At 48.0% G+C, this 25,654-nt stretch carries 18 protein-coding genes; 5 read left to right on the forward strand and 13 right to left on the reverse strand.

The window, feature by feature from the left end:
* The first annotated feature begins 76 nt into the window (after nt 1–76).
* Nucleotides 77–2,608, forward strand: coding sequence for a DNA gyrase subunit A (gyrA, locus tag L0Y31_RS14770; protein WP_234733846.1), 2,532 nt, complete (start codon nt 77–79; stop codon nt 2,606–2,608).
* Between the two features lie 73 nt (nt 2,609–2,681).
* Nucleotides 2,682–4,112, forward strand: a complete 1,431-nt coding sequence (locus tag L0Y31_RS14775) for a tetratricopeptide repeat protein (protein ID WP_234733847.1) — start codon at nt 2,682–2,684, stop codon at nt 4,110–4,112.
* 453 nt (nt 4,113–4,565) lie between these two features.
* On the opposite strand, the gene L0Y31_RS14780 is transcribed toward L0Y31_RS14775, so the two are convergent.
* Both L0Y31_RS14780 and L0Y31_RS14785 read right to left on the reverse strand, forming a co-directional pair.
* Nucleotides 4,566–4,970 carry a helix-turn-helix transcriptional regulator gene (locus tag L0Y31_RS14780; RefSeq protein WP_234733848.1) on the reverse strand — a complete coding sequence of 135 codons (405 nt, stop codon included), beginning with the start codon at nt 4,968–4,970 and terminating at the stop codon, nt 4,566–4,568.
* Between the two features lie 162 nt (nt 4,971–5,132).
* Nucleotides 5,133–5,951, reverse strand: coding sequence for a 2,3,4,5-tetrahydropyridine-2,6-dicarboxylate N-succinyltransferase (locus tag L0Y31_RS14785; RefSeq protein WP_234733849.1), 819 nt, complete (start codon nt 5,949–5,951; stop codon nt 5,133–5,135).
* 890 nt (nt 5,952–6,841) lie between these two features.
* On the opposite strand from L0Y31_RS14785, the gene gap reads away from it, so the two are divergent.
* Entirely contained in the window at nt 6,842–7,837 is a 996-nt protein-coding gene (gene gap / locus L0Y31_RS14790; protein WP_234733850.1) for a type I glyceraldehyde-3-phosphate dehydrogenase, read from the forward strand.
* A 36-nt stretch (nt 7,838–7,873) separates the two neighbouring features.
* Here the strand turns inward: gap and trmB are convergent, their stop codons facing one another.
* The 6 genes from trmB to L0Y31_RS14820 form a co-directional block, all read right to left on the reverse strand.
* Entirely contained in the window at nt 7,874–8,542 is a 669-nt protein-coding gene (gene trmB / locus L0Y31_RS14795; RefSeq protein ID WP_234733851.1) for a tRNA (guanosine(46)-N7)-methyltransferase TrmB, read from the reverse strand.
* A gap of 1 nt (nt 8,543) precedes the next feature.
* Nucleotides 8,544–9,830 carry a bifunctional folylpolyglutamate synthase/dihydrofolate synthase gene (locus L0Y31_RS14800; protein ID WP_234733852.1) on the reverse strand — a complete coding sequence of 429 codons (1,287 nt, stop codon included), beginning with the start codon at nt 9,828–9,830 and terminating at the stop codon, nt 8,544–8,546.
* 2 nt (nt 9,831–9,832) lie between these two features.
* Entirely contained in the window at nt 9,833–10,774 is a 942-nt protein-coding gene (locus tag L0Y31_RS14805) for a hypothetical protein (RefSeq protein ID WP_234733853.1), read from the reverse strand.
* A gap of 152 nt (nt 10,775–10,926) precedes the next feature.
* Nucleotides 10,927–12,009, reverse strand: coding sequence for an HU domain-containing protein (locus tag L0Y31_RS14810; protein ID WP_234733854.1), 1,083 nt, complete (start codon nt 12,007–12,009; stop codon nt 10,927–10,929).
* A gap of 17 nt (nt 12,010–12,026) precedes the next feature.
* The gene (locus tag L0Y31_RS14815) at nt 12,027–13,727 is read right to left on the reverse strand and encodes a TonB-dependent receptor (protein WP_234733855.1); all 1,701 of its coding nucleotides are present in this window, start codon (nt 13,725–13,727) and stop codon (nt 12,027–12,029) included.
* A 97-nt stretch (nt 13,728–13,824) separates the two neighbouring features.
* Nucleotides 13,825–16,845 carry a tetratricopeptide repeat protein gene (locus L0Y31_RS14820; protein WP_234733856.1) on the reverse strand — a complete coding sequence of 1,007 codons (3,021 nt, stop codon included), beginning with the start codon at nt 16,843–16,845 and terminating at the stop codon, nt 13,825–13,827.
* Between the two features lie 160 nt (nt 16,846–17,005).
* Between L0Y31_RS14820 and L0Y31_RS14825 the strand changes: the two genes are divergently transcribed.
* Nucleotides 17,006–18,850, forward strand: a complete 1,845-nt coding sequence (locus L0Y31_RS14825) for a M61 family metallopeptidase (protein ID WP_234733857.1) — start codon at nt 17,006–17,008, stop codon at nt 18,848–18,850.
* Nucleotides 18,851–18,879: 29 nt separating this feature from the next.
* On the opposite strand, the gene L0Y31_RS14830 is transcribed toward L0Y31_RS14825, so the two are convergent.
* Nucleotides 18,880–19,131 (reverse strand): hypothetical protein, encoded by a 252-nt coding sequence (locus tag L0Y31_RS14830; RefSeq protein ID WP_234733858.1) that lies wholly within the window; start codon nt 19,129–19,131, stop codon nt 18,880–18,882.
* An 85-nt stretch (nt 19,132–19,216) separates the two neighbouring features.
* Between L0Y31_RS14830 and L0Y31_RS14835 the strand changes: the two genes are divergently transcribed.
* A complete protein-coding gene (locus L0Y31_RS14835) occupies nt 19,217–20,248 on the forward strand; it encodes a tetratricopeptide repeat protein (RefSeq protein WP_234733859.1) in 1,032 nt (343 codons plus the stop codon).
* A gap of 9 nt (nt 20,249–20,257) precedes the next feature.
* On the opposite strand, the gene menD is transcribed toward L0Y31_RS14835, so the two are convergent.
* From menD to rpsO, 4 genes are all read right to left on the reverse strand, one after another.
* A complete protein-coding gene (menD, locus tag L0Y31_RS14840; protein WP_234733860.1) occupies nt 20,258–21,994 on the reverse strand; it encodes a 2-succinyl-5-enolpyruvyl-6-hydroxy-3-cyclohexene-1-carboxylic-acid synthase in 1,737 nt (578 codons plus the stop codon).
* A gap of 116 nt (nt 21,995–22,110) precedes the next feature.
* A complete protein-coding gene (locus tag L0Y31_RS14845) occupies nt 22,111–22,974 on the reverse strand; it encodes a sigma-70 family RNA polymerase sigma factor (protein ID WP_234733861.1) in 864 nt (287 codons plus the stop codon).
* A gap of 84 nt (nt 22,975–23,058) precedes the next feature.
* Nucleotides 23,059–25,212 carry a polyribonucleotide nucleotidyltransferase gene (gene pnp, locus L0Y31_RS14850; RefSeq protein ID WP_234733862.1) on the reverse strand — a complete coding sequence of 718 codons (2,154 nt, stop codon included), beginning with the start codon at nt 25,210–25,212 and terminating at the stop codon, nt 23,059–23,061.
* Nucleotides 25,213–25,321: 109 nt separating this feature from the next.
* Nucleotides 25,322–25,597 carry a 30S ribosomal protein S15 gene (gene rpsO / locus L0Y31_RS14855; protein ID WP_234733863.1) on the reverse strand — a complete coding sequence of 92 codons (276 nt, stop codon included), beginning with the start codon at nt 25,595–25,597 and terminating at the stop codon, nt 25,322–25,324.
* Nucleotides 25,598–25,654 lie beyond the last annotated feature (57 nt).

Raw genomic sequence — 25,654 nt, forward strand, 5'->3', positions numbered from 1 at the left:
TTGTAGGATTAGGTGACCTATTTCACCCAGTTAATACATTGCTACATTAGTATTTTTCTAAGATAATTCCCCTAATATGGCTGAGGAAACCAGCAATAGCATTATCCCCATTAATATCGAGGATGAAATGCGCGGCGCTTACATCGATTATTCGATGTCGGTTATTATCTCCCGCGCACTTCCGGACGTTCGAGACGGCCTGAAACCAGTACACCGTCGGGTGTTGTTCGGGATGGCTGAACTAGGCGTTAATTACAACAAGCCACATAAGAAATCAGCCCGTATTGTGGGCGAGGTACTGGGTAAATACCACCCGCACGGTGATTCGTCTGTTTACGACACCATGGTGCGGATGGCACAGGACTGGTCGTTGCGGTATCCGCTCGTCGATGGTCAGGGAAACTTCGGATCCATCGATGGCGATTCGCCGGCGGCCATGCGTTATACCGAGGCGCGTCTGAAGCGAATAGCGGAGGAAATCCTGACGGATATTTATAAAGAAACCGTTGATTTTCAGTCAAACTTTGACGATTCCCTGCAGGAGCCTTCGGTCATGCCGGGTAAACTGCCAAATCTGCTTTTGAATGGCTCGTCGGGTATTGCGGTAGGGATGGCCACCAACATGGCACCCCATAACCTGACGGAGGTGGTGAACGGCATTGTTGCGTACATTGATAACCACGACATCACGGTTGAGGAGTTGATGCAATACGTGACCGCTCCCGATTTTCCGACCGGCGGAACGATCTACGGCATGGAAGGGGTGAAGAACGCCTTCCGGACGGGACGGGGTCGGGTCGTGATGCGGGCGAATGCCACCATTGAAGAGAATCGGGGCAAAACGCAGATCATCGTTACGGAAATTCCCTATATGGTGAACAAATCGGTGATGCTGGAAAAAACAGCGGATCTGATCAATGAGAAAAAAATTGAAGGTATTTCGGCCTTTCGGGACGAATCGGACCGCGACGGACTACGGGTTGTCTATGACCTCAAGCGTGACGCGGTGCCCAACGTGGTGCTGAATAACCTCTATAAATATACCCAACTGCAATCTTCTTTCGGGATTAACAACGTGGCTTTGGTGAAAGGCCGGCCCATGTTGCTGAATCTGAGAGATATGATTCGGTATTATGTTGAGCACCGCCAGGAAGTAATTACCCGTCGGACGCAGTATGAATTACGCGAAGCCGAAAAACGGGCGCATATCTTGCAGGGTCTGTTGATTGCGCTGGATAATCTGGACGCGGTGATCGAGTTGATTCGGAAAGCACGCGATCCGGAGATGGCTAAGACAGGCTTGATCGAGCAGTTCAGCCTGAGCGAAGTGCAGGCAAAAGCCATACTCGAACTGCGTTTGCAACGACTAACGGGTCTGGAACGCGATAAGATCATCGCTGAATACGAAGAGCTGGCCCGATTAATTGAAGATCTTAAAGGCATTCTGGACAGCGAAGATCGTAAGCTGAGTATTGTTCGGGAAGAACTACTCGACATTAAAGCCCGCTACGGTGATGCCCGCCGGACGCAAATCAATGCCTTGGGCGATGGGAACATCAGTGACTTGTCGCTCATTGCCGATGAGGAAATGCTCATTACCATTTCGCGGCAGGGTTACATCAAGCGGACGCCACTGGGCGAGTACCGGGCGCAGAGCCGGGGAGGAGTTGGTTCGCGGGCGGTAAGAACCAAAGACGATGACTTTACCGAGCATATCTTTACCGCAACCATGCATAATACCCTGCTGATCTTCACGCAGAAAGGTCGCCTGTACTGGTTACCGGTGTATGAGCTGCCCGAAGGATCCCGGGATTCGAAAGGTCGCCCGCTGGCCAACTTTATCAATATCGAAGGAGATGATAAGGTACGGGCGGTGATCAACGTGAAAGATCTGAAAAATGAAGACTACATCAACAATAATTACATTGTGATGTGTACTGAGCTGGGAACCATTAAGAAAACGTTGCTCGAAGCTTTCTCGCGTCCGCGTCAGAACGGAATCATTGCCATTACCATCAATGAAGAGGAGGGCGATCAGCTGTTGAACGTTTGTCTGACCACGGGTGATAACGATATTGTCATTGGTTCGAGCCAGGGCAAGGCGGTTCGCTTTAACGAAAGCCGGGTTCGTCCGATGGGTCGGACCGCTGCCGGTGTGAAAGGAATTGAATTGGCCGAGACGGATGATAAAGTTGTCGGAATGGTTTGTATTGCCCGCCAGGATGCTCAATTGATGGTGGTTTCTGAGAAAGGATTCGGAAAACGTTCGGAAGTAGAGGAGTACCGCGTGACAAACCGGGGTGCTAAAGGCGTTGGTACCTTAAAAGTAACCGAAAAAGTAGGTGCGCTGGTATCGATCATTGAAGTAACCGATTCGGATGATTTGATGATTATTACCAAGTCGGGAACGGCGATTCGGATGCACGTTGACGAAATTCGCCTGAGTGGTCGGAATACCCAGGGCGTTAAATTGATTAATTTGCGCGACAATGATGCGATTTCTTCCGTGACTCAAATTGCCCGTGAGGACGATGAAGAGGAGGGAGAAGAAGGTCAAAACGAAGGGCTAGCCCCTGGCGAAGGAGCAGCATCTGAGTCTGAAGCTTGATATTTCCGTAAAATATACGGTACTTTCCGCATTGATCGTTCGTTATAATTTTCAACCAACAAAGTCTCTTCACATGAAAAAAATCTCGTTCATTCTGTTGGCGAGTTGCTTAACAACAGGAGTGTATGCCCAGCAAGGCCTAGATGCCGTGATGGAGCAGCAATTTAAAAAGGACAAAGAAAAGAGTGACAAAGCCATCACGGACGAAAAAAGCGCGGCAAAAGCAGCCACTTGGCTGAGCCGGGCTAAGACGTACGAAAGCATTGCAACGCAGGCAATGAAACTCGATTCGAACGCAGCCTTTGCCGCGTATGAAGCGTACAAGAAAACCATAGAGCTGGATCAGAAAGATGGTAAACCGGGTAAGGCGGCCAAAGAAGCGGAAGATGCGCTGAAAGGGCAGAACCTGTTTCAGGCTTTCCTGAACTCGGGGATTATGAAGTACCAGGCTAAGAATTACGCCGATGCGTCGAAATTCACGGCCGTTGCTGGTGAGATCAATCCGAAGGATACAACAGCTGCTTTGTACGGTGGTATTTTTGCGCAGCAGGCAAATGACATGCCCGTAGCTAAGAACAACTTCGAGCGTTATGTAACCAACGGCGGAAAAGATCCTAGCGTGTATTACTCCTTGGCGACGCTTTATCAACAAGACAAAGACGTTGATAAAGCACTGGCTACGTTGGATAAGGGAATTTCTTCATTAGGAGGGAACAAGGACCTGAGCGCGGCTAAAGTAAATATCTTGATCAACGCAGGTCGTATGGACGATGCGATGAAAGATATGCAGACGTTGGCCGAGAAGGATCCGAACAACGCGGCAAACTGGCTGAACCTGGCGGGTATTTACGATAATACATCGAGCAATGCGGGAGTTGAGATACGCAAATTAGGTGGCAATGCACGCAAAGGTCCAAGCTTGACGAAGCAATTATCGGAGCAGAAAGACGCGTTAGCGGCGATGCAGGGAGAGTTAACTAAATTATCAACTCGCTCAAAGGCGCAACCAAAGAACGCAGAAATCAAACGCCAGCTGACATCGGTCACCCAGATGGTAGCCGACAAAAAGGCTGATATTGCTGCTACTGAGAAAGCCATTAAGGAGCAAGCGGCTCAACCAGCGGGCGAGGATCCAAAAGCTAAACTCGAAACGCTGACAAAACAGCGTGATGAGAGCCGGGCAAAAGCGCGACAGTTTTACGTAAAGGCTTTACAAATCGAACCGAACAATTATGATGGTAACTACAACTTAGGCGTTTCGTACTTCAACGAAGCGGTTGAATTGAAGAACCAGGTTGATGCGATGGACATGAAAGAGTACCAGGCGCGCGGTAAAGAGATGGATGGTCAGGTTTGCGGAAAGTTCAAGCAAGCACTGCCATATTTTGAAAAAGCAAAAAGTGTTAAAGATACCGAGCCGGACTTGACCGAAAATCTGAAAAACCTTCAGGATATCCTGAAGCAGTTTGAAGAGAAGAAAGTCGCTTGTGTAGAATCGAAATAATGGAGTGGAGGGTGGTTCTAATCGATCACCCTCTTTCTTTGAAAAACCTAGTTAACATAATATAAATTATAAAACAAGCTATATCTATGAAGTGACTATTGTTTAATATGAATTAGAAACTAAGAGAGTACTATATACTTATTATATCACACTATCAAGATAGCTCTCAAAAAAGGATAGCTCTCCTTGATTCTAAAAGGTATACAGTAGAGTGAGGCAGGTCTTGGTTATTTGATTCTGCATACTGAAATTATTTGACTAACCACTAGCGGAAGATTGCTACGATAACTGAGCTGATTGCTGGTTGCTGATTCAAGTTTGTTCCAAAGTCGCGTAATAATTAGTTATGCCAATTTCGTAGAAAGTAAAGGTGTTCTTATAAGTCCGAAAACGAGCCGGCCCGCATTGTCATCGAACAATACAGGCCGGCTTTATAACTAAAAGGAATAACTATTAGGAAGGACTATATTCTTTAAACGTCCCATCGGAATAAAAAATCAGAATACGCTCGATCGTTTTTGCGGAAGAATTGGTAATGGGATTCTGATCAGGTACTACAGCTGGTGCTTTCTCCTGCGGAATTTCGGGCTGTAATACTGGTTTTTTAGCTGTGGTTTGAGGTGTAAATTGTGAATTACGATTGACAATTGGAACAGACTCCTCTTCTTCCAATATCCAATCGTAACCTAAATCGGGAAAGCGTCGAATGATCTTTTGGATAATGTCGAAGCTTGGTCGATTACGTCCAGACAAGATGTGAGAGATACTTGAACGTTGTACACCTATCTCATCGGCAAAGTGTGACGGAGTTAAATTCTTGTCTTTCAGTATGAATTTAATTTTGTCATTAATACTCATGGCGGCTGTTTTTGTCAAATGTAAACTGTTTACAAATCAATATCAAGTTTACATGGATCAATAATTGGGATTTGTAAATACTGTTACAAAAGTAAAGCCGACACATTTGTGATATGTCGGCCAATGTTAAACTATTTAATAATGTAATTAATCGTAGTCTGTTTACACAGTTACATTGTTTTCGCGTAGGGCTTCGTTCAATGACGTTTTTAAATCAGTGGATTCTTTACGTTGGCCAATGATTAATGCGCACGGAACATAAAAGGTACCAGCCGAAAATTCTTTAGGAATACTACCCGGAATCACGACCGAGTTCGCAGGTACATATCCTCTATATTCTTTTGGTTCGGTGCCTGTAACGTCAATGATCTTGGAGGTGCCAGTAATGGTCACTCCTGCTCCTAGAACAGCTCGTTTACCGATTCGTGCTCCTTCAACGACAATGCAGCGAGAACCAATAAAAGCGCCATCTTCGACAATAACTGGGGAAGCTTGTGGCGGTTCAAGCACACCTCCGATTCCTACTCCCCCGCTCAGGTGAACATCTTTTCCAATTTGAGCACAGCTTCCTACAGTTGCCCAAGTATCAACCATTGTGCGCTCATCCACGTAAGCACCTATATTAACATAGGAAGGCATGAGAATGGCGTTAGGCGCAATGTAGGATCCATAGCGTGCTACCGCGGGTGGAACAACCCGAACTCCTCTCCTGTCGTAATCTTTCTTTAAAGGGATTTTGTCATAATAGTCAAAGATACAAGCTTGACTCACCTGCATTTTTTGGGAAGCAAAATAAAGTAAGATGGCTTTCTTGGCCCAGTCATTAACAATCCAATCCTGGGTTTCTTCCGAATAATACGCAACGCGTAACTCTCCATTGTCAAGCTGTGCAATGGTTTCACGAATAATTGATAATGAACTCTCTTGATTAAGCAACGAGCGCTCTTCCCAAATTTGTTCAATTTCAGCTTTGTAAGCCATGTTGTTAAAAGTCAAAAATTATTATAAAGATGAATTAGAGGCAGAATGAGATAAAGAACTCATAGTTAATACATTACAGTATTAAGCAGAATTATATAGGGCTTATTTTAATTATAACCCTAAGATGAGATATTGTAGGTATTATGCTATGCGGAGTGTAATTAATTTTATAAGGTTTTCCACCTCCTACTGGTTGATTAACTCTGCACTTCATAAGTGCGAAATTAATAAGAGATAACCATGTTTGATGAAATGATCATCTAATAGTGTAAAAATACATTAAAAATGTTGATGTAACAGATGTGCAGCAAACAATTGCTCAGCAATAGTCACCTCATATCCAACTTCACAGCGCTGTTCACGCTTTCTATCGCTTTTGAATGGGTTCTAGCTGAGGGCTATTAAATTCCATTCACTCTTTCTTAGGAAGGTTATATATACTAAAACAAGCAAAACTTAATAATGTTATAACCTCCATATCTTTTGGTAAGTGGTAAAATGAGGGCGAGTATATAAACATAAGGTCGCCTATAAAAAATTGAAACAATATATATAGGCTTGGTCTCCTATATCCACAAAGACGCGATATAACTTCCTTATTCTTCCTTTACAAACAGACCATCCCTCCTTTTCGAGTGGTTAATTAAGCAAATTATCGAAATACTAAACAAAGTATTACATTAAGAACTTATTACTATTAAAATTAGCATATAACAGAAATATAATTAGCAATTTACTAAATATAATAATAATATTAGTAATCCCTGCCTCGTATTTTAGTAATCGATTCCCAAATAATATAGCTATGATTAAAATAATTATGCATGCATATACTTTCTTTATTTCTATGGTAATGATAATTTTGCACCCGACACATAAACTTTCCCCTTATGAGCAAAATTAAAGTTGCTATTAACGGTTTTGGACGAATTGGACGTCTCTCTTTCCGCACATTACTAGAAAAAGAAAACATTGAAGTAGTTGCTATCAACGATCTTACTGATAATGCTACACTAGCTCACCTATTGAAATACGATTCTGTTCACGGAAAATTCAACGGAACAGTGACATCAGATAACGAAAGTTTAACGGTGAATGGAGTACGCATTAACGCTTATGCAGAACGCGATCCTAAAAAATTACCGTGGGCTGATTTGAATGTAGATGTAGTATTAGAATCTACAGGACGTTTTGTAGATGAAGCAGGTGCTGGCCAGCATTTGGAAGCAGGTGCAAAAAAGGTAGTTATCTCCGCTCCTGCCAAAGGCAATATTCCTACAGTCGTACTAGGGGTTAACGAAGATACATTGACGGGCAACGAGACAATCGTTTCGAACGCTTCTTGTACCACGAACTGTCTTGCTCCGTTAGCCAAAGTATTGGATGATGTGTTTGGCATCGAGAAAGGCTATATGACAACCATCCATGCCTACACAGCGGACCAGAACTTGCAGGATGCCCCGCACTCTGATCTTCGTCGGGCACGGGCTGCCGCTCTTTCTATCGTCCCTACTTCAACCGGCGCTGCTAAAGCCGTTGGTTTAGTATTGCCCCAGCTGAAAGGTAAACTGGATGGTTATGCGCTTCGCGTTCCCGTACCCGACGGATCGTTGACTGACCTTACTGTAACGTTGAAAAAAGAAGTTACGGCGGAAGAAGTAAACAATGCCGTGAAGGCCGCCTCTGAAGGTGCGCTGAAAGGCATTCTGGAATATTCAGTTGATCCAATCGTTTCTACTGATATCGTGGGAAATCCCCACTCTTGTATCTTTGACTCTGCCCTGACTAGCGCCAACGGAACACTGGTGAAAGTTGTAGGCTGGTATGACAACGAATACGGATACTCTAGCCGGATTGCCGATCTTATTACGCTACTTATTAAGTAAGAAAGCGGATAATACCAATTCCAACAAAAAAGGCGACTATACAGTCGCCTTTTTATTTTTACATTGCAGGTATTTTATGGAGAAGCCCTTTTCGGTAAATAGCTCTTCGTATTTGGTCTTTATCCCGAGGTGAATCAGGTTCAACTCCGAGGCGTACAAATCATGCGTATGGGTAAGATCCGTGAAACCAGAAGCAGGCAACGTCTCAAGGCTATACTCAAAGAATTCCGTATTGTCCGTCTTAAGATGCAATACTCCGTTCTCCTTCAAAATCTGGCGGTATAATTCAAGAAATCGCGGATACGTTAAGCGTTTTTTCTCTTTCTTCTGCCGTGGCTGCGGATCTGGAAAAGTAATCCAGATTTCATCGACTTCACCAGGCTCAAAAAAATCGCCGAGTTGCAGAATATCAACCCGTAGAAAGGCGACGTTATCCAAACCCTCATCCAGGGCTTGCTGGCTCCCCCGGGCAATGCGATCCCCTTTACGATCAACACCAATGAAATTGTTCTCTTTGTAATGCCGCGCCAATCCAACCGTATACTCTCCTTTCCCACAAGCTAATTCAAGGACAATCGGACGATCATTCTTGAAATACGTTTCCCGCCACTTTCCTTTTATGGTTGTAAATAGTTCTTTTCCTGACTCAATGACATTCGGACTCTGCCGATTTTGTTCGAAACGTGCTAATTTTAAACGACTCACTTTATAAATTCTCTAATTCTGCTACAATATAGGTGCTTCCCGTAATCAAAATACAATCGCCAGAAGCGGCATTCACTTTGGCTGCTGCCACAGCATCATTCACCGAGTCATAAGAAATTCCCGATAAACCTTGCGCTTGGGCCAAAGCTTGCAATTCGACAACCGGTAAGCTGCGGGGTATATTCGCCGCACAAAAATAGTAATTTGCGTTCTTGGGCAACAAGCGAATTACCCGCGAAAGATCTTTATCCTTTACAAAACCCACGACAACATGCAAGCTGGCGTATGAAATCTGCTCTAGAGACGCAAATACATCCGTAAGCCCCGCTTCGTTGTGCGCGGTATCACAGACCACCAAGGGCGCGTGTTCCAGTATTTGCCAACGGCCCTTCAAACCCGTTCGGTCAACCACCTTTTTAAAGCCCTCTTCGATAGCTTTCCGGGGAATTGCCCGTTCATTCTCCAAAACAGCCAGAGTCCTGAGAACACCGGCGGTATTCTTCATCTGGTAATTGCCCCGTAGTCCGATGGTTAGGGTACCCCATGCTTCCCCCTTATGGGTCACGGCCAGGGTCCGTCCCTCCAACCCATCTGAAATGCCTGCAACCACGTACTCATCCGAGGCAAAGGCAATCGGGCTACCTAATGCCGTTGCTACCTCTCTAAAAACCGCTTCGGTTTCCGCGGCCCGTTCACTAATAACCACCGGCACCCCTGGTTTTATAATCCCCGCTTTTTCAAAAGCAATCTTTTCCAGCGAATCGCCCAGCACATCCGTATGGTCCCAGCCAATGTTGGTGATCAACGAAACCAGCGGCGTAATAATATTGGTCGAATCCAGTCTACCGCCCAAGCCTACCTCTATAACCGCCAAATCTACTTCCTGACGCACGAACTCGTCGAAGGCCAGGGCTACGGTTATTTCAAAGAAGGACGGCGCTATCGCCTCGATTAGGCCCTTGTTTTGAGTGACAAAATGAGCCACCGCGTTTTCTGAGATAGGAATCCCATCCACGCGAATGCGTTCGGTAAATGATTTTAGATGCGGCGATGTATAAAGCCCGGTTTTATACCCCGCCGCCTGGAGTACGGCGGATAACAAATGGGAGGAACTCCCCTTTCCGTTCGTTCCTCCCACGTGGATGCATTTGAGCTTGTCTTGGGGGTTGCCTAAAGCGGCACATAATTTCTTGATATTGCCTAAACCCGGCTTGATGGCTTTCGCTCCAACCCGGTGAAAAACGGGCAGCTGCGCATATAAATACGCAACAGCTTCTGAATACGTCACGCTTAATTCGCTTTAATATTAATGGTGTAAGTTCCTTCCGAGCGAGGCGGTGCCACGGAGGATTTAGGGATAAGTTTCAGTTTATAAACCTGCTGCTTGTAAAATTCCGTCGCGGCGGGGCTTAGGCGGGTTTCCCGGGTTGTTACCTTAATCACATCGCCCCGATCATCCACAATGATGCTAAAAACGATTTTACCCGTTTCACCTGAGTTATCTTTGGCAATGGATGCGCTTGCCAGACGCCAGCCCGCAATATTCAGGGACACCCCCGAACCGGTCCCACCCGGCGTTCCGTACAACCCTTTGGCGTCTACTTTCCCCTCTGGGTTCCCTTTATCACCCACGCCAGAGGCATCATCGCCGTTGTTATTACCGCCCACGCCAGCCCCACGGCCAACAGTCCCGTTGGAGCCCGACGAGCTAGACCGCTTAAATAGGGCATTGTTATCCACTTTAGGCTCTGGTTTAGCCACCGGCTCCGATTTTGGCGGTGCTGGGGTTGCCTTGGGAGCCGTAGTCACCACCTTTTTGGGCTCTGCTTTTTCGGGAACAGAAACCGGACTCTCCAATTTCGTGCTGATATCGGGCTTTTCCGTAATGACCTTGCTGGGCTTGGCCGCTTCGATTTTAGGCACCGGAGCCACAGGCGTTTTTTCCACCCGCGAGGTTGTGGTTACTTTGGGGTTGGGTTTATTCTCTTCGCGCTTCACATCTTCTTTATTCGGCGAATCGCTGGCTTTGTTATAGGTCTGAATAGAGCCACTCCCCACCAAATCCGTTCCGAAGTTGACTTCGACAAAGTCAATCGGTGGTGGTTGCGGTATGGTCTGCGAGAGCGTAAAGAATAACAAAAGAGTCAGCACCAGCGCACAAATCCCAAACGAACTCGCCAGGGCCGTGACACGGTATTGATTTTCGTTCTCTAAAGTGACTTTATTTTGCATATACCTGGTGGACTATTTTCTGATTAACGAGCAACTTGGTGGCTCCTATTGTATCAACTAGGGCAAAAATATAACGTTTATCATTCTCCTCTTGTTCCGCAACAAAAAAAGGCAACCTGCTGGCTGCCTTTTTTCTATTTTTTACCTTTTATTTAATACAGTCGGCTGGCCCAGGCGGCCGTTCCCGTCAGTTTGCTCACTTTCTTAAAGGATGCCTCTGCTTCGGGACGTTCGTTAAAGCCAAACGCCGCAACCTTGTATAATTCGCCTTTGGCCGTTGGATTAACAATATAAGCCGTTTTAAATCCTTTACGGCGCAGTTGACGCTGGAGCTTTCGCGCATTCTTCTTGCTCGAAAAACTACCCGCGATAGCCAGGAATTGAAACTCGGGTGTTTGGGGTTTGACCACCGCGGCTTTTTCAGGCAAGGCTGGTAGGCTTACCTTTTCCGGTTCAGGACTTTCGTGCCGGATCGGTTTCACCACCACCGCTTCTGAAACCGGGGCCGGTTTTTCGGCTGTAGGTTGGTCGATTCCTTTTGGTTGCTCCGGGCTTGCCGCTACGCTGGGTTGCGCATGGAAAGTCCAGACCAGGTCAAAGGGATTTAAACTACTGGCCAGTTGCCCAGGAACTTTTGAAAAAGTAAAATAACTGGTGATTCCCAAAGACCCAACCAGCAGAACGGCCGCCGCCCACCGGATATACGTCCGATGCAGAGGCCGCTCGTAGGTAACCATTGGCATTTCCGTCGTTTCCACCTCTTCGGCGTCCCGTACTCCCTTCGACAAGTCAACCAACTCAACCGGGGCGTTCACTTCCGCCAGCTCAATGGCAATCGGCTGAAAGCCATAGGACTCCCCAAAGAAATTATGCCGCAATTCGGGTTCGAATTGCAGTCTTCCTTCTTCATTCTCCGAAAATAAACCAATGCCTTCCAGAGAAACACTCCCTCCCTGTCGGGTTTGGGCCTTGACCTCGTCGACAAACGCACGAATGCGTTGCAAGACCTCGTCCCGGCTTTGCCCCTCATGCAGCATCATGTAATTGATCAGCAAGCCATCATCCAATTTAAGGGCTTCATTAAAGGCCACTCGTTTTCGGGGAGGCAGGTACAGGCCCGACTTTTCAGCATACGAAGCCGGCAGGTAGTGCAGAATAAAACCACCTAGTTCAGCAACAACCAGGCAATCATATTGGTACAGCAGCTTTTTTATGTAATCCGAAACAGGTGCCATGTGCTTTATTTGTGGGATCAGAACGAGTAAGATACGCCTCCGAGAAAGTTAAGCCCTTGATTTGGATAATACAAATAACGCTGGTAATTCTTACCCAGAATGTTATTCAACGTCACAAATGCGGAAACTTGCTTACCCAGGAAGTAGTCAATCTTCAGGTTAACATCCCAAATAGGCTGCAACGTAACGACTTCGCCAGAAACGAAGTTCTTCGCTTTGATGCCGCTATAATTGTATAGATCAGCCGTTACAAACAACTTTTTATTGATGATTAGCGAGTTTGACCAGGTCCCGATTACCCGCGGACGGTGCCAGGCTTCTTCCAGCCGACTGGTCGTATAATCATACACGTCCACTTTTAGCGTTGACCGGAAGAAATCCTTAACGGAATAGCCCAGTTGCCCCGAAATGGTCAACACTTTGGCCTTTCCACTATCGTACAATACATAAAACCGCGACGTATCGGGCCAGGTGTTATTAAAGGCGTAAAAGTTGCGGTACTGCGCATAGGAAACCTTGGCTTCGTAATTAATGCCATTGATTTCGCCTTTGGTTCCTCCGTATACATCCAGCGTCTTTTCGGTATTGGCCAGCACAACCTGAGGCGACAACCAGCGATTTTCGCTCAGAAAACTACGCAGCGTATTCCGCACAATGTCGCCATCCACCCCGCCATAGAAATGGATGTTTCCCACGGGCACTACATCAATGTCAAGCACCGGGAAAGCCCGGGTGTGATTAATACCCAGTCGCTTATCGGTTTCATTGACCGCATTGACCCCCGCCGTTACGGTGAACTTGGAGGTGGTGTACTTAAACGTGGGCTTTACCCGAAACAGATTCCGGTTGTCAATGGGCCCATCTGTACGCTGGGTAACAAACGCATCCGCACCAACCAGGGCCACAAATTTCTCGGTAATTTTCACCGATCCATTGAAGTTAGTCGCCCAATCAGTTTCCGTAGCGTTGTAATTATCGCTTAACGTAGTTATACCCGTCTTCAACGAATAGTCAATGTTGGCCTCCGGATCAATGTTCTCGAAACCTACCCGAAAATTAAAGGTGTTGAGCCGCTGCCGGATGGTATCCCGATTGACTTCCCGGGGCCGTCCATAGCCATAGAAATAATAGCCATCCCGGTTGTAGCCCAGGTTTGCCGTAATCTTGAATTGATTCGCTAGATAAGCCCCGTTTACTTTCAGCTTGTTTTCACTTTGGGCCGAGTTTCTGCCATCAACCGGACCCACCGAAGAAGAAAGGTGCTTGAACGATCCGTCAAACATCAGATTGGAGTTGACCGTACCGCTTCCAAACGCCTCCCCGTAGAATGATCCGTAATTACCCGCTCCCACCTTCACGTAATTGTTAAAGGCGGTCTGGTCCTCAGCCTTTCCTGATTGTACGGGTAAAGCAACGGGAGATAGGCGGGGATCGCCTACCACCAAAGGACGGTCCGTAAATTCGTAGGTTAATTTCCGCTGGTCGGTATTGGGTTTGGCCGCCGGTATTTTGGTGAATATTCGGTTGGCTTGGGGTAACCGGATATTTCGCTCTTTCTGCAAGGTAATTTCCTGGTTTTCCACCTCGCCCGCTTTTGCCGGTTGGGTAGGCCGCGTTGTTGGTTGCTGCGCCAGGGCTTCGGTTGAACAAAATGCCAGGGTGCTGGCCAGCGTGGCCAGGTATGCGGAACGAAGCAGGATAAGCTTTATCTCTAACATATACTCAGTAACAAAAAAGCCGTTCAGAATTTAGCTTTATCACCGCAACCAGCCCAAAGGGCGGCTGCGGCTTAATTTCCAGTACAAAAACAGTGAATTAATTTTTACTTTCGATGGCCGCTAGTTTCTCTTTCGCCTCCGCGACCACTTCGGGACTGCTTGCATTTTCAATGATAGAGTTCAGCACGGCTTTAGCCTGGGCAATTTCATTCAGCGCCACGTTATTTTCCGCGACCAGAATAAACGCCCTTCCCTTCCAGAATTCCTGCTCCGCAAAATCCTCGTTGAACTTGAGCAGCGTCTGAATCGACTCTTTGTATTTTTTATTCCGGTATTGAATATCCCCAATCCAGTAATTGGCTTCGGCGCCCGACTCATCTTTTGCCAACCGAATGGTCTTTTCAAACTCTTCGGTTGCTTTCGGAAAGTCTCCTTTGGCATAAGCCACTTTGCCCAGCATTAACTGCGCCCGGTTCTGCGCCCCAGGCAGGGCATTGCCCATCCCCATGACTTCCCGGGCGTAGATTTGGGTGCTGTCCTGACGACCCATGGCGTAGTAGGTATCCATTAGACCCAGCGTTGCATTGATCTGGTCACTCTTATTGGTCGCCTGGGTTAGCATAACCTGGTAGTTCCGAATGGCGCGCGGAAAGTTCTTTTCGCTCCGCTCAATCTCGGCCGCCCGTGACGCAGCACGTCCCAGAAATTCCGATTTATTGTCGGTAATAACCTGATAAAAATAACGCAATGCATTGGCTTTATCACCCGCCCGGAAATAGGCATCGGCGAGATAATACCGCGCTTCATACACCAACGGACTACTTGGATTATCATCGATAAATTGCAAAAGTGACTGAGCCGCTTCAGTGTATTTCTCGCTGAAATATAGATTCTTAGCATTCTCAAACTCAACCTTCTGTACATCCGTACTTCCCGGATTCTGCCGTTTGTAATCCCGCAATACCGCACTAAACTCTTCCGAACGTCCGGCGTCGCTAAGGGCATTTTGTAAGCCAATCAGGGCACTGGATGCTTCCGGGCTGCCGCCGTACTGCGCCAGAATCCGTTTGTAGTCCTGCACCGCCTGCTCGTAGGTTTGCAGGTTGCTGTAGGCGGTGGCCCGCTTCAGCAGAACCTCCGGCAAAAGATAGCTCTTGGGCTTTTCAGTAATCAGGCGGCTAAACCCACGAATGGCCGTCTGGTAGGATCCTTTTTCAAAGTCCACATTGGCCGACTGGTACAATGCATCATCCACGTAACGGGACGTAGGATACCGCGTGACCACCTGGTCAAACAAGGCTTTGGCTTCGGTATCCCGCTCCATGAAAGCCAGAATCATGCCTTTCTGGTAGGTTGCGTAATCTTTGTCAATCCGACCCTGCGCAATGGCCTGGTCGTAATAACGCATGGCTTCGTTGTAATTCTTGGACGCAAAATAGCTATCAGCTACCCGCACCGTTGCATCCTCAATGGTTTGCGGATCGGCCGTGCGCGCCGCTTTGCTGATGTAATCCCGGAAGTAGCTACCCGCCCGGCTATAGTCCTTTTTATTATAATAGGCATATCCCAGGGCATACAGGCTTTTGTTTTGCAGCTCGGTATTCCCGGACTTGGCGACCTGATTGTACAAAGGAATGGCGCCATCGTAATTCTTCTGCGCCGAAAACGCCTCCGCTTTCCAGAAGACCGCATCGTTTTTCAAGGACGCATCCGATGGCTGCTGCAGGGATTTGTCAAAATTGGCGATCGCCTGCGGATACCGCTCCGCGTTGTAATCACTCACCGCCTGGTTATAGGTAAGCCGCTGGTAGGAGGCGTTGATTTTAGGCGTCCGTCGGCGCAGGCCTTCGATGTAGGCAATCGCCGCCGTATAATTGTTAGAAGCTAAATAGGCTTCACTCAATAATTCGTTCGACTCGTTTTCGTATGAACTGTTAGGATACCGCTTCAGGAATTCCGTAAACTCCTTCACCGCCTCTGCTCCTTTGTTCAGATCCAGTTGCAGCTTGGCGTGATTGAAAGCCGACTCTTCCTGAATGGTCTTGTTGAAGCCCAGGCGCGCTGACTGATCAAAGGCGTTGAGGGCATAGCTCGGATTATTGCTTTGCAGGTAGCTAACGCCCAGGCGATAGGACGCAAACTGGGCTACCGTATCTTTCCCCGCCGAAATAGTCTTGAGCGCGTTGATTGATCCCGCATAGTCGCCGGTTTTAAACAACGCATCACCGTAGCGGAACTGGATGGCCGGCGCGACCGCCTTTCCTTTTGTATTGCTGTATTGTTTGTAATACTGGGCCGCTTTCGCAAAATCCCCTTTGTTGTAAAAGACTTCGCCGGTAAACAAAGCTACATCCGCTAATTGTGCGGCATTTCCCCGATTCCGGGCTAGCAAAGGCTGCGTGTAGTTGAGAAGCTCGTCATACCGGCCTGTTTTGTACAAAGCCTGCGCAATCCAGTTCGGAACATCGTTCTGGTACGCTTCGTTTTTTTCAACACGTCGAAAATCCGAAAGGGCTTCCTGGTAATTTCCATTCCGAAAATGAATGACACCGGCATAGTAAGAAGCCGAAGCCGCCTGTTCTAAACCGGGATCCTGCTTGATTTTGTTCAGCAAAGGCAAAGCCCGCTGAAAATCTTGCTTTCCGTAGTACGCCATCGCCAACAGATACGTGTTCTGCGCCTGCTTGGTGTAAGTCTGGTTTTGCTGAACCGCCTTTTCCAGAAACGTAATGGCTTTGTCAACATCCCCCCGGTTGAAGTAATATTCCCCCAAATCGCCGTACAGTTGGGCGGCTTTCGGATGTTCGCTGTGGTTCTTCACAAATCGGTCGACCTGAACCTCCGCTTCCGGCATATCCAGATACAGCCCCGATAAGGCCACGTAGTATTCCGCCGTAACAGCGTTGAGGTCGTTGGTATTGAGAAGTTTTTTCTTAGAGTTGAGGTATTCGGAAAATTCTTCCCGGGCCGCAGCATAATTATTTTTCTCAAACCACTCCATTCCGTTCCGGTAATGGTAATCAGGCTCGGTATAACTCAATGTCCGTTGCGCCGATACCGTCAACGGTAAGGTGCAACAGGATAGAATAACCGTAAGTCGGGCGACAGACGATTGCATAGGTATGATTTGACAGTGAATGAGTTAAGATATATATGACAAACCGGTGTGCTACGAATGACGCCAACCATGTTTGGTATTCCGTTTGAACATGCCTACTTTAGTAGCTTAATAAAGTCACATTCGAACACGTTAAAAACGAAAGTACGTGCTTTTCCGTATGAAAAAAACTTCAGCCCTCTTCTTTTTGTGCTTGATTTGGGTTGTTCCAATTTTAGGCTGGGCTGGAACCGCATTTCCTCCCGGCCCTTCCATCGACTATACACTTTCCATGCCCCAGCCGCAAACCCACTTTTTCGAAGTGGAGATGCGTTTGTCGGGCATTGATGCCGCCACGAATGTAAAAAAGAATGGATACGTCGATGTAAAAATGCCGGTCTGGACCCCTGGCTCCTACCTGATTCGCGAGTACGCCAAGAATGTGGAAGGGTTTCAGGCTACGGCCAACGGGCAACCCGTGCGGTCGGAGAAAATTCGCAAGAATACCTGGCGCATCTACACGAATCAGGAAGCTATTTCTATACTCTATAAGGTATACGCTTACGAGCTTTCGGTGCGTACGAGTTTTCTGGATAACTCTCACGGTTACTTAAACGGAGCTAGTATTTTTCTTTATGTCGATCCACTGCGCTCAATTCCCCACCGGGTGACGATTAATCCGTATCGGGATTGGAAAAACATTGCGACCGGTTTGAAGAAGGTACCTAATCAGGCCAACACCTTCGAAGCCAGCGACTACGATATTTTGGTGGATAGTCCCATCGAGATCGGCAACCACCGGACGTTGTCTTTTACCGCCGCGAATGTTCCGCACACGGTGGCTATGTACGGCGAGACTACCTACGACGAAAAGAAGGTCGCGGCGGACATGAAAAAGGTTTGTGAAACAGCAACGGCCGTATTTGGGGAACATCCTTGTCAGGACTATACGTTCCTGGTTCACCACACACCCACGGGCGGCGGTGGCCTTGAGCACCTCAACTCAACGACCCTGCAAGTGCGGCGCGATGCGTACCAAAAAGAAGGAACCTACCGGAATTTTCTGAGCCTGGTTGCGCACGAATATTTTCACCTCTGGAACGTAAAACGCCTGCGTCCCAAGGCATTAGGACCGTTCGATTACGAGAACGAAAATTACACGACCCAACTTTGGGTATCTGAAGGAATTACGTCATTTTATCAAAACTACCTGCTTCGTAAAGCAAACTTTATTGAACCAGATACCTACGTTAAAATGGTCGCGCGGGAGATCACGGACATCGAAAACCAGCCGGGCATTGCGGTTCAGTCAGTCGCAGAATCAAGCTTCGATGCCTGGATCAAAGGCTATCGTCCCAACGAGAATTCGGTCAATAGTACCATCTCCTATTACGACAAAGGATCGGTTTTAGGTAGTTTGTTAAACCTGGAAATCCTAGCCAGCACCAAAGGGCAAAAAAATCTGGATGACCTGATGCGGTTTATGTACGATGAGTATTTTAAAAAGCAGAAACGAGGTTTTACCGACAATGAATTTCAGCAGGCGGCCGAGAAAATTGCCGGGCGCAAATTGACCGACTTCTTCCAGAAATACGTTTTTAGCACCGCCCCCATCGATTACAATTACTTTTTTAGGCCTGTTGGTTTAGAACTAGCCAACATGAGCGGCGCTAAAAATGATGCGTATCTGGGTGCCATTACGCCGACGACCCGCCGGGCCGACAACCGGCAGATTATCCTGGCTGTCCGGCGCGACTCCCCCGCCTGGAACGATGGACTCAATGTAGGCGACGAGATTCTAAGCATCAATGGCTCACCCGTTGGCAACGATCTCAACGCCCAGATTGCCTCCTTTAAGCCGGGCGATACCATTGAGGTGGCTGTAAACCGAACCGGATTAAGGCAAACAATCAAGGTGAAATTAAGCAACAACCCGTTGGTTAATTACCAACTGCTCTCTGTCCAAAATCCAACTGCTGAACAAAAATCATTGTACGCTAAATGGCTTTATACCGTCGCGAAGTAAATGCGTTTGGCTCTTATGCAGACCCTTTATCAGAAATCCAGGTCGTGGCGAATCATGCTTTCTGTAAAATCTTCGTGCATTTGCCGAAAGCGATCCGCCACCCGTTTGAGAAAGGGTTCGTCCAGTAAGCTTAGGACGTCTTCTTCCGAGGTAACATCCATTTCGCTGATTTTATACGTCTGTTCGTACAGACCAGCCTCGATTTTTAGGATGTATTTTCCGTTCCAGACGTACAAACCAATGCGGAAAATGGGATTGGCAATGTCCTTTATATAGCGCATAAGAGCCGGTTAACAGTGTTAGATGAACAATTATTCGTAATCGGTAACATAGCAAGTTCTGGTAAAACTACGTTTCACTAATTGAATGCAAGTTAGAAAAGCCATTGCAATCCTTTTACCGCTTTGGGCATTAATTATTGCCTGCGGCGATGGAAACAAAGACGAAGCAGCCCGCTTTTTTCAGCGAGCCAACCACATTTATAAGACCAATGAGTTTCGCGAAGCAATTAAATTCTACAGCGAAGCCATCGAAAAGAAACCGGATTTTGCCGATGCTTATAATAACCGAGGCTTGGCAAAGTACAAAATTTTGGACCGGGACGGGGCCTTATCCGATTATTCCAAAGCCCTGGAATTAGATCCAGAATTGTGGCAGGCCTATCTCAACCGCGCGGAAGTGAGAATGGATTTCGCCGACTTACCAGGTGCCCAAAATGACCTGGAAAAATTAAAAACGATCTACCAAGACTCGGCTTTCTATCATGTCCGTTTGGGTGATCTTCGGGTTAAACAAGCTAATTTATCGGCGGCCCAGGCGGCCTATGAAAAAGCCCTCCAGTTACAACCCGCCAACGCCGATGCACTCACTAATCGAGGCGTGCTGTATTTTCAGCAAAAGCAGTATCAGTTGGCCGAGCAGGATTTTAGACAGGCTATTGCCGCTAATCCCAAACAGGATTTTGCCTTGAATAACCTTAGTCTGGTGCTCACCCAGCAAAAAAAATATGCCCAAGCGCTACCGCTTCTCGACCAGGCTTTGGCCCTGCAACCCACGCAACCTTATTACCTAAATAACAAAGGGTATCTGCTCTTGCAGTTGAACCAGCCGACCGAAGCCCTGACTTTCATTCAGAAGTCATTGCGTCTGGACGAACAAAATGGGTGGGCCCACCGCAACCTGGGTATATATTACCTGAACCAACAGCAACCGGCCAAGGCGCTGGCGGCTTTGCTTCAGGCTGAAAAGCTGGATTCGTCGGTAGAACAGGTCTATGGCTATTTGGGTCAAGCCTACCAGGCGTCAGGAAATCTGGCTCAAGCTTGCAAAACCTGGGCTCTGGGCCAGACAGCCGGCGATGCCTTAGCCCAGGAACTTCGCGCCAAGTTTTGTTTGTAGCCTTTGTCTTTAACTGAATACTTGCTTTACCAATTGTTTGTAATGCTGAAACTGCTCTGTATTCTGTTTTCGATCGGTTTCGATTTCCAGTAGTTTGCCCGCTTTCGCTGGCTCGAAAAAAGTAGCCAGGCTATCGCGCAAACCAGCGTAGGAGTTTATCCGTTGGTAGCCTATTCCCGCATCGCGGGCCGTGTTCTCGGCGGTCAACGGCTGGGGCGTTTCGAAGTACAGTTCCAGTTCGGGTTGCCGGGATGGACCATCAATCATCCGGAAGATATTCCCCCCATGATTATTCAGCAGCACAATGCGCAGATTGGTCGGCACATAGGCATTCCAGAGCGCATTTCGGTCGTAGAAAAAAGCCATGTCCCCGATCAAGGCCGTAATGAGCTTATTCGGATTGGCCAACGCCGCCCCGACTGCTGTGCTCAAACAGCCATCAATGCCACTCGTGCCCCGGTTCGCAAACACCTCTACGCGCTGCTGCGCTTCCAGACCGCTAAGGTTCACGTACCGAACCGGCATGCTGTTGGCTACATGCAGTTGACTATCAACCGGTAAGGATTCCAATAAACGGTGGACTACTGCCCATTCGTGAAAAATAGATTCGTCGCGGAGAAACTGGGCAACCAGGCGCAGCGACTTTCCTTCCGCCTGCTGCCAGTTTTGTTGGTAGGTATCATCCATCTCCCCATCATCCCCCTCCCGAAAATGCTGAAAATCGAGATCTTCGAATAGTTTCTCAAAAAAAGCAGTTGGTTCGTACGGAATTAAGGTGGTTAGCGATTGGAAAGGATCCGCCAGGCGGTCCGACAGCTGAATGTGCCAATGACGCTTGGCCGGATATTGACGCAAAAATTGTTTGAAGGATTTTGACAAAAAGGATTGCCCGCAGGTAATGAGCAAGTCTGGTTGTAGTTCCTGCTTCATTTCGTCGGTGAACCCGCCCAAAAAAACATCTTGCTGAGAGATCACCCGTCCGTTACGGGGCACATTGGAAATGGCATCCGCGATGATGGGCACCGACCACTCTTCACTTATTTTGGTAACGATCTGAATAAGATCTTCCTGGTAAGCCCCCTGGCCAATCGCAATCAACTTACGCCCTGCTCCCTCCCACTCCTGCTGCAAGCGATGCCAGGTTTCAGTCGGTAGAGCCGGGACCGCCGTCAACTGATCGATTACTCGAACAGGACCAAAGCTAAACTGCTCGTCGCTGGTTGGGTAAAGCGGCTCCCGAAGGGGAACATTGAGGTGAACCGGTCCGTAGGGAATAGTTCGGCAGTGGTTGATGGCTTCGTTGCCAATCCGCTCCGAAAACCAAGTGGCGTCCGGGTGCACATGATCGGCGGGTAACTCGAAGCTTTTTTTGACGTGCTTCCCGAAAATATCGGTTTGGTAGATCGTTTGGCCATCCAACTGGTGAATCCATTCTTTGGGTCGGTCTGCGGTTACGATAAGCAGGGGGATTTCCTGAAAATACGCTTCGGCCACCGCCGGGGCTAAATTGTACACCGCGCTTCCTGAGGTGCAAATCACCAGCACTGGTTGATGGAGCTGTTGCGCCAGGCCCAGCGCGATAAAACCCGCCGAGCGTTCGTCCGCCACCACGCGGGTCTGCATGTTGGGGTGTCGCGCCACGGCTAAGGTAAGGGGAGCACTCCGCGAGCCCGGCGAAATAACGGCTTGCCGAATTCCCTTTTGTACACAAAGTTCGACCAGGTTCAGAACGTGTTGGTGTATCATGGAGTCAAAACAAAAACCGCAAAACCGCTGAAGAAAACGCGAAGTTCGCAATGTTGCGTGCTTGGCGTCACTCGTAGCGACTTTGCGGTTTGGAAAACCTTATAAATTTAACCGAATTAACCTAAATAAGTTTTCAACGCTTTCGAGCGGGAGGTGTGCCGCAACCGACGGATGGCTTTTTCTTTAATTTGCCGCACCCGTTCCCGGGTCAGGTTGAACTTCTCGCCAATTTCCTCCAGGGTCATGGCGTGTTCACCGTTCAAACCAAAGTAAAGAGTAATCACATCTGCTTCGCGCTGGGTCAGGGTCGACAAGGCCCGTTGCACTTCTTTCCGAAGTGAATCGTTGATCAGCCCCGAGTCGGGTTTGTCCTCGCCGTCATTTTCCAGAACGTCCAGTAGACTATTTTCTTCCCCCTGCACAAACGGCGCATCCATGGATACATGACGACCCGAGATTTTCAGGGTATCCACTACTTCCGCAGCGGTGATATCCAATACGGCGGCTAATTCTTCCGGCGAAGGCTCGCGTTCGAATTTCTGCTCTAGATCGGAGAACGTTTTTGAAATTTTATTCAAAGAACCAACCCGGTTCAACGGCAGGCGAACAATCCGGGATTGCTCGGCCAAAGCCTGAAGAATGGATTGGCGAATCCACCAAACGGCGTACGAAATAAATTTAAAACCCCGGGTTTCGTCAAACCGCTGAGCTGCTTTAATCAATCCAAGGTTTCCCTCGTTAATCAAGTCACCCAATGACAAACCCTGGTTCTGGTATTGCTTGGCTACCGACACGACGAAACGCAGGTTAGCCTTGGTTAAACGCTCCAGAGACAATTGGTCTCCTTCGCGAATTTTCTGTGCCAACTGCACCTCCTCATCCGGCGTCAATAAATCCACTTTGCCAATCTCTTGCAAGTATTTGTCAAGAGATTGGCTTTCGCGGTTGGTAATCTGTTTTGATATTTTTAGCTGTCTCATGTAGGGATACTGCCGCTTCGGCGGTTCGCTTTACTACGTGTTAACGAAATCACTTCTTGATTCTGTACACAAACTCGTAACAACTCAAGACGGATTTTTGTTCACCGGCTTGGGAAGCAATACTTTACGGGATAAGCGGTATTTTCCAGTCTTTTTATCGACATCGATCAGTTTTACCTGAACCTCTTCCCCTACTTCCAGGACGCCTTCCATCGTTTCAAGCCGTTCCCACTTGATCTCGGAAATATGCAATAAACCATCTTTACCCGGCAGGAACTCGACAAAGGCTCCGAACGGCATAATCGTTTTTACTTTTCCTTCGTATACTTCTCCGACTTCCGGTACGGAAACGATGCCTTTCACGCGGGCAACCGCCTTATCCATACCTGTCTGATTGTTAGCGAAAATGCTGACAAAGCCGGCATTATCCCGCTCTTCAATAACCACCGTCGTTCCTGATTCTTTCTGAATCTCCTGAACCACTTTACCGCCTGGCCCGATAACCGCACCAATAAACTCGCGGTCAATTTTAATCGTGACAGCACGAGGTGCGTGCGGTTTCAGATCTTCGCGGGTTGTTTCAAGGGCTTTTTTCATTTCACCCAGAATGTGCAGACGTCCGGCGCGGGCCTGCTCCAGGGCTTCGGCCAAGACCTCATAGGAAAGGCCTTCCACCTTCATATCCATCTGGCAGGCCGTAATCCCCGCCTCGGTACCCGTCACCTTAAAGTCCATATCGCCCAGGTGATCTTCATCGCCCAGAATATCGGATAAAACGGCGTATTTAGTTGAACCGCTCTCGGTATCGGTAATCAAACCCATGGCAATTCCGGCAACCGGCGCCTTGATTTTTACCCCTGCATCCATGAGCGCCAGTGTTCCTGCGCAAACGGTAGCCATAGACGACGACCCGTTCGATTCCAGAATATCCGAAACGACCCGAATCGTGTACGGATTTTCAGCATCGACCGGCATTACTTTTTTCAAGGCCCGGTGCGCCAGATTTCCGTGACCAATTTCACGGCGACCAGGTCCCCGGTTCGGTTTTACCTCACCCGTTGAAAAAGCCGGGAAATTATAATGCAGCAGGAATTTAGAATAACCCTGGTACATCGCCTGATCGACAATTTGCTCGTCCATCTTGGTACCGAGTGTTACCGTTGTCAGCGATTGGGTTTCTCCCCGGGTAAACACGGCAGATCCGTGGGCCGAGGGCAGGTAATCCACATCGCAGGTGATCTGACGAATCTGATCTAGTTTACGACCATCCAGGCGGTACCGTTCGTCCAGTACCAGCCGGCGGGATGCCTCCCATTCCAGATCGTGGAAATATTGCTTCGCCAACGCCAGTTTCGTCGTATCGAATTCCGATCCTTCGAACACCAAGGTTGGTAAAAACGCGTCGAATACCGCCCGGAAACCATCGCGACGGGCTTTTTTATTGGGATTGGCCTGACGCGCGACTTCGTAAACTTGGTCGTAGCACTTCTGGCGAACCAATTCACGCAGGCTTTCGTCGTGGGTTTCGTGACTGTAAAGGCGCTTCTCTGTCTTACCTACTTTCTCACCCAGTTCCCGCAGGGCGGCGCACTGGTTTTTGATGACTTCGTGGGCAATCTTCAGGGCTTCCACCACTTCGGCTTCCGCACATTCCTTCATTTCGCCTTCCACCATGCAGATGTCGCGTTCCGTCGCCCCAACAATCAGGTCAAGGCTTGCATTTTCCAGCTCGGAGGTCAGCGGGTTAATTTTATATTCACCGTCGATTTTCGCTACGCGCACTTCGGAAATCGGTCCGTTGAACGGAATATCCGATACGGCCAGGGCAGCAGCAGCGGCCAGAGCGGCAAGCGCATCGGGCAACACCTCATTATCGGCAGAAATCAGCGTAATCATAACCTGGGTATCGGCATGATAATCTTCCGGAAAAATCGGGCGCAACGCCCGGTCAACCAGACGACTGATCAAAACTTCATGGTCGGAGAGTTTGCCTTCCCGGCGCTGGAAGCTACCTGGAATACGGCCAGCCGAAGCAAATTTCTCCTGATAGTCAACCGACAACGGAAGAAAATCAATGCCTTCTTTGGCATCCTTGCTCGATACGACTGTGGCTAATAACATCGTATCGCCCAGGCGAACCACAACGGCCCCGTCAGCCTGGCGAGCCAGTTTGCCGGTTTCAATTGAAATAGTACGTCCGTCTGGAAGTGAAATGGTTTGGGTGATGATTTGTGACATAAATAATGAAATAAGATACTCCCTACCGCTTTAACCGCTTTAATTTACTGGCACTATACACGAAATCAGGGAACCTGTTTGCAGATTCCCTGATTTCAGATTCGCTACCTTATTTCCGCAGATTCAGGTCTGCAATAATAGCCCGGTAGCGGCTAATATCTTTTTGTTGCAGGTAGTTCAGCAGGCGTCTCCGCTTTCCTACTAGTTTCAGCAAGCCCAGGCGGGTGCTATAATCGTGCTTATGGGCTTTCAGGTGCTCTGTCAGGTGACTAATCCGGTACGTAAACAGAGCAATCTGAGATTCTGCCGAACCAGTGTCACCCGGATTCTTTTGGAAGCCCTGGTTAGCAAAGATTTCTTGCTTTTTTTCGGTCGATAAATACATCGTCAGACAGCTTAAATAAAGTATATAAAAAATAAAAACAGCTGCAAAGATAGCACT

Origin of the sequence: Tellurirhabdus bombi (assembly GCF_021484805.1) — a bacterium.
Lineage (GTDB): Bacteria > Bacteroidota > Bacteroidia > Cytophagales > Spirosomataceae > Tellurirhabdus > Tellurirhabdus bombi.

What these genes read in the sequence shown, in the direction of transcription:
- gyrA (WP_234733846.1), top strand. Translation starts at nt 77, where the DNA reads ATGGCTGAGGAAACCAGCAATAGCATTATCCCCATTAATATCGAGGAT.
- L0Y31_RS14775 (WP_234733847.1), top strand. Translation starts at nt 2,682, where the DNA reads ATGAAAAAAATCTCGTTCATTCTGTTGGCGAGTTGCTTAACAACAGGA.
- L0Y31_RS14780 (WP_234733848.1), bottom strand. Translation starts at nt 4,970, where the DNA reads ATGAGTATTAATGACAAAATTAAATTCATACTGAAAGACAAGAATTTA.
- L0Y31_RS14785 (WP_234733849.1), bottom strand. Translation starts at nt 5,951, where the DNA reads ATGGCTTACAAAGCTGAAATTGAACAAATTTGGGAAGAGCGCTCGTTG.
- gap (WP_234733850.1), top strand. Translation starts at nt 6,842, where the DNA reads ATGAGCAAAATTAAAGTTGCTATTAACGGTTTTGGACGAATTGGACGT.
- L0Y31_RS14805 (WP_234733853.1), bottom strand. Translation starts at nt 10,774, where the DNA reads ATGCAAAATAAAGTCACTTTAGAGAACGAAAATCAATACCGTGTCACG.
- L0Y31_RS14810 (WP_234733854.1), bottom strand. Translation starts at nt 12,009, where the DNA reads ATGGCACCTGTTTCGGATTACATAAAAAAGCTGCTGTACCAATATGAT.
- L0Y31_RS14815 (WP_234733855.1), bottom strand. Translation starts at nt 13,727, where the DNA reads ATGTTAGAGATAAAGCTTATCCTGCTTCGTTCCGCATACCTGGCCACG.
- L0Y31_RS14820 (WP_234733856.1), bottom strand. Translation starts at nt 16,845, where the DNA reads ATGCAATCGTCTGTCGCCCGACTTACGGTTATTCTATCCTGTTGCACC.
- L0Y31_RS14825 (WP_234733857.1), top strand. Translation starts at nt 17,006, where the DNA reads ATGAAAAAAACTTCAGCCCTCTTCTTTTTGTGCTTGATTTGGGTTGTT.
- L0Y31_RS14830 (WP_234733858.1), bottom strand. Translation starts at nt 19,131, where the DNA reads ATGCGCTATATAAAGGACATTGCCAATCCCATTTTCCGCATTGGTTTG.
- L0Y31_RS14835 (WP_234733859.1), top strand. Translation starts at nt 19,217, where the DNA reads ATGCAAGTTAGAAAAGCCATTGCAATCCTTTTACCGCTTTGGGCATTA.
- menD (WP_234733860.1), bottom strand. Translation starts at nt 21,994, where the DNA reads ATGATACACCAACACGTTCTGAACCTGGTCGAACTTTGTGTACAAAAG.
- L0Y31_RS14845 (WP_234733861.1), bottom strand. Translation starts at nt 22,974, where the DNA reads ATGAGACAGCTAAAAATATCAAAACAGATTACCAACCGCGAAAGCCAA.
- pnp (WP_234733862.1), bottom strand. Translation starts at nt 25,212, where the DNA reads ATGTCACAAATCATCACCCAAACCATTTCACTTCCAGACGGACGTACT.
- rpsO (WP_234733863.1), bottom strand. Translation starts at nt 25,597, where the DNA reads ATGTATTTATCGACCGAAAAAAAGCAAGAAATCTTTGCTAACCAGGGC.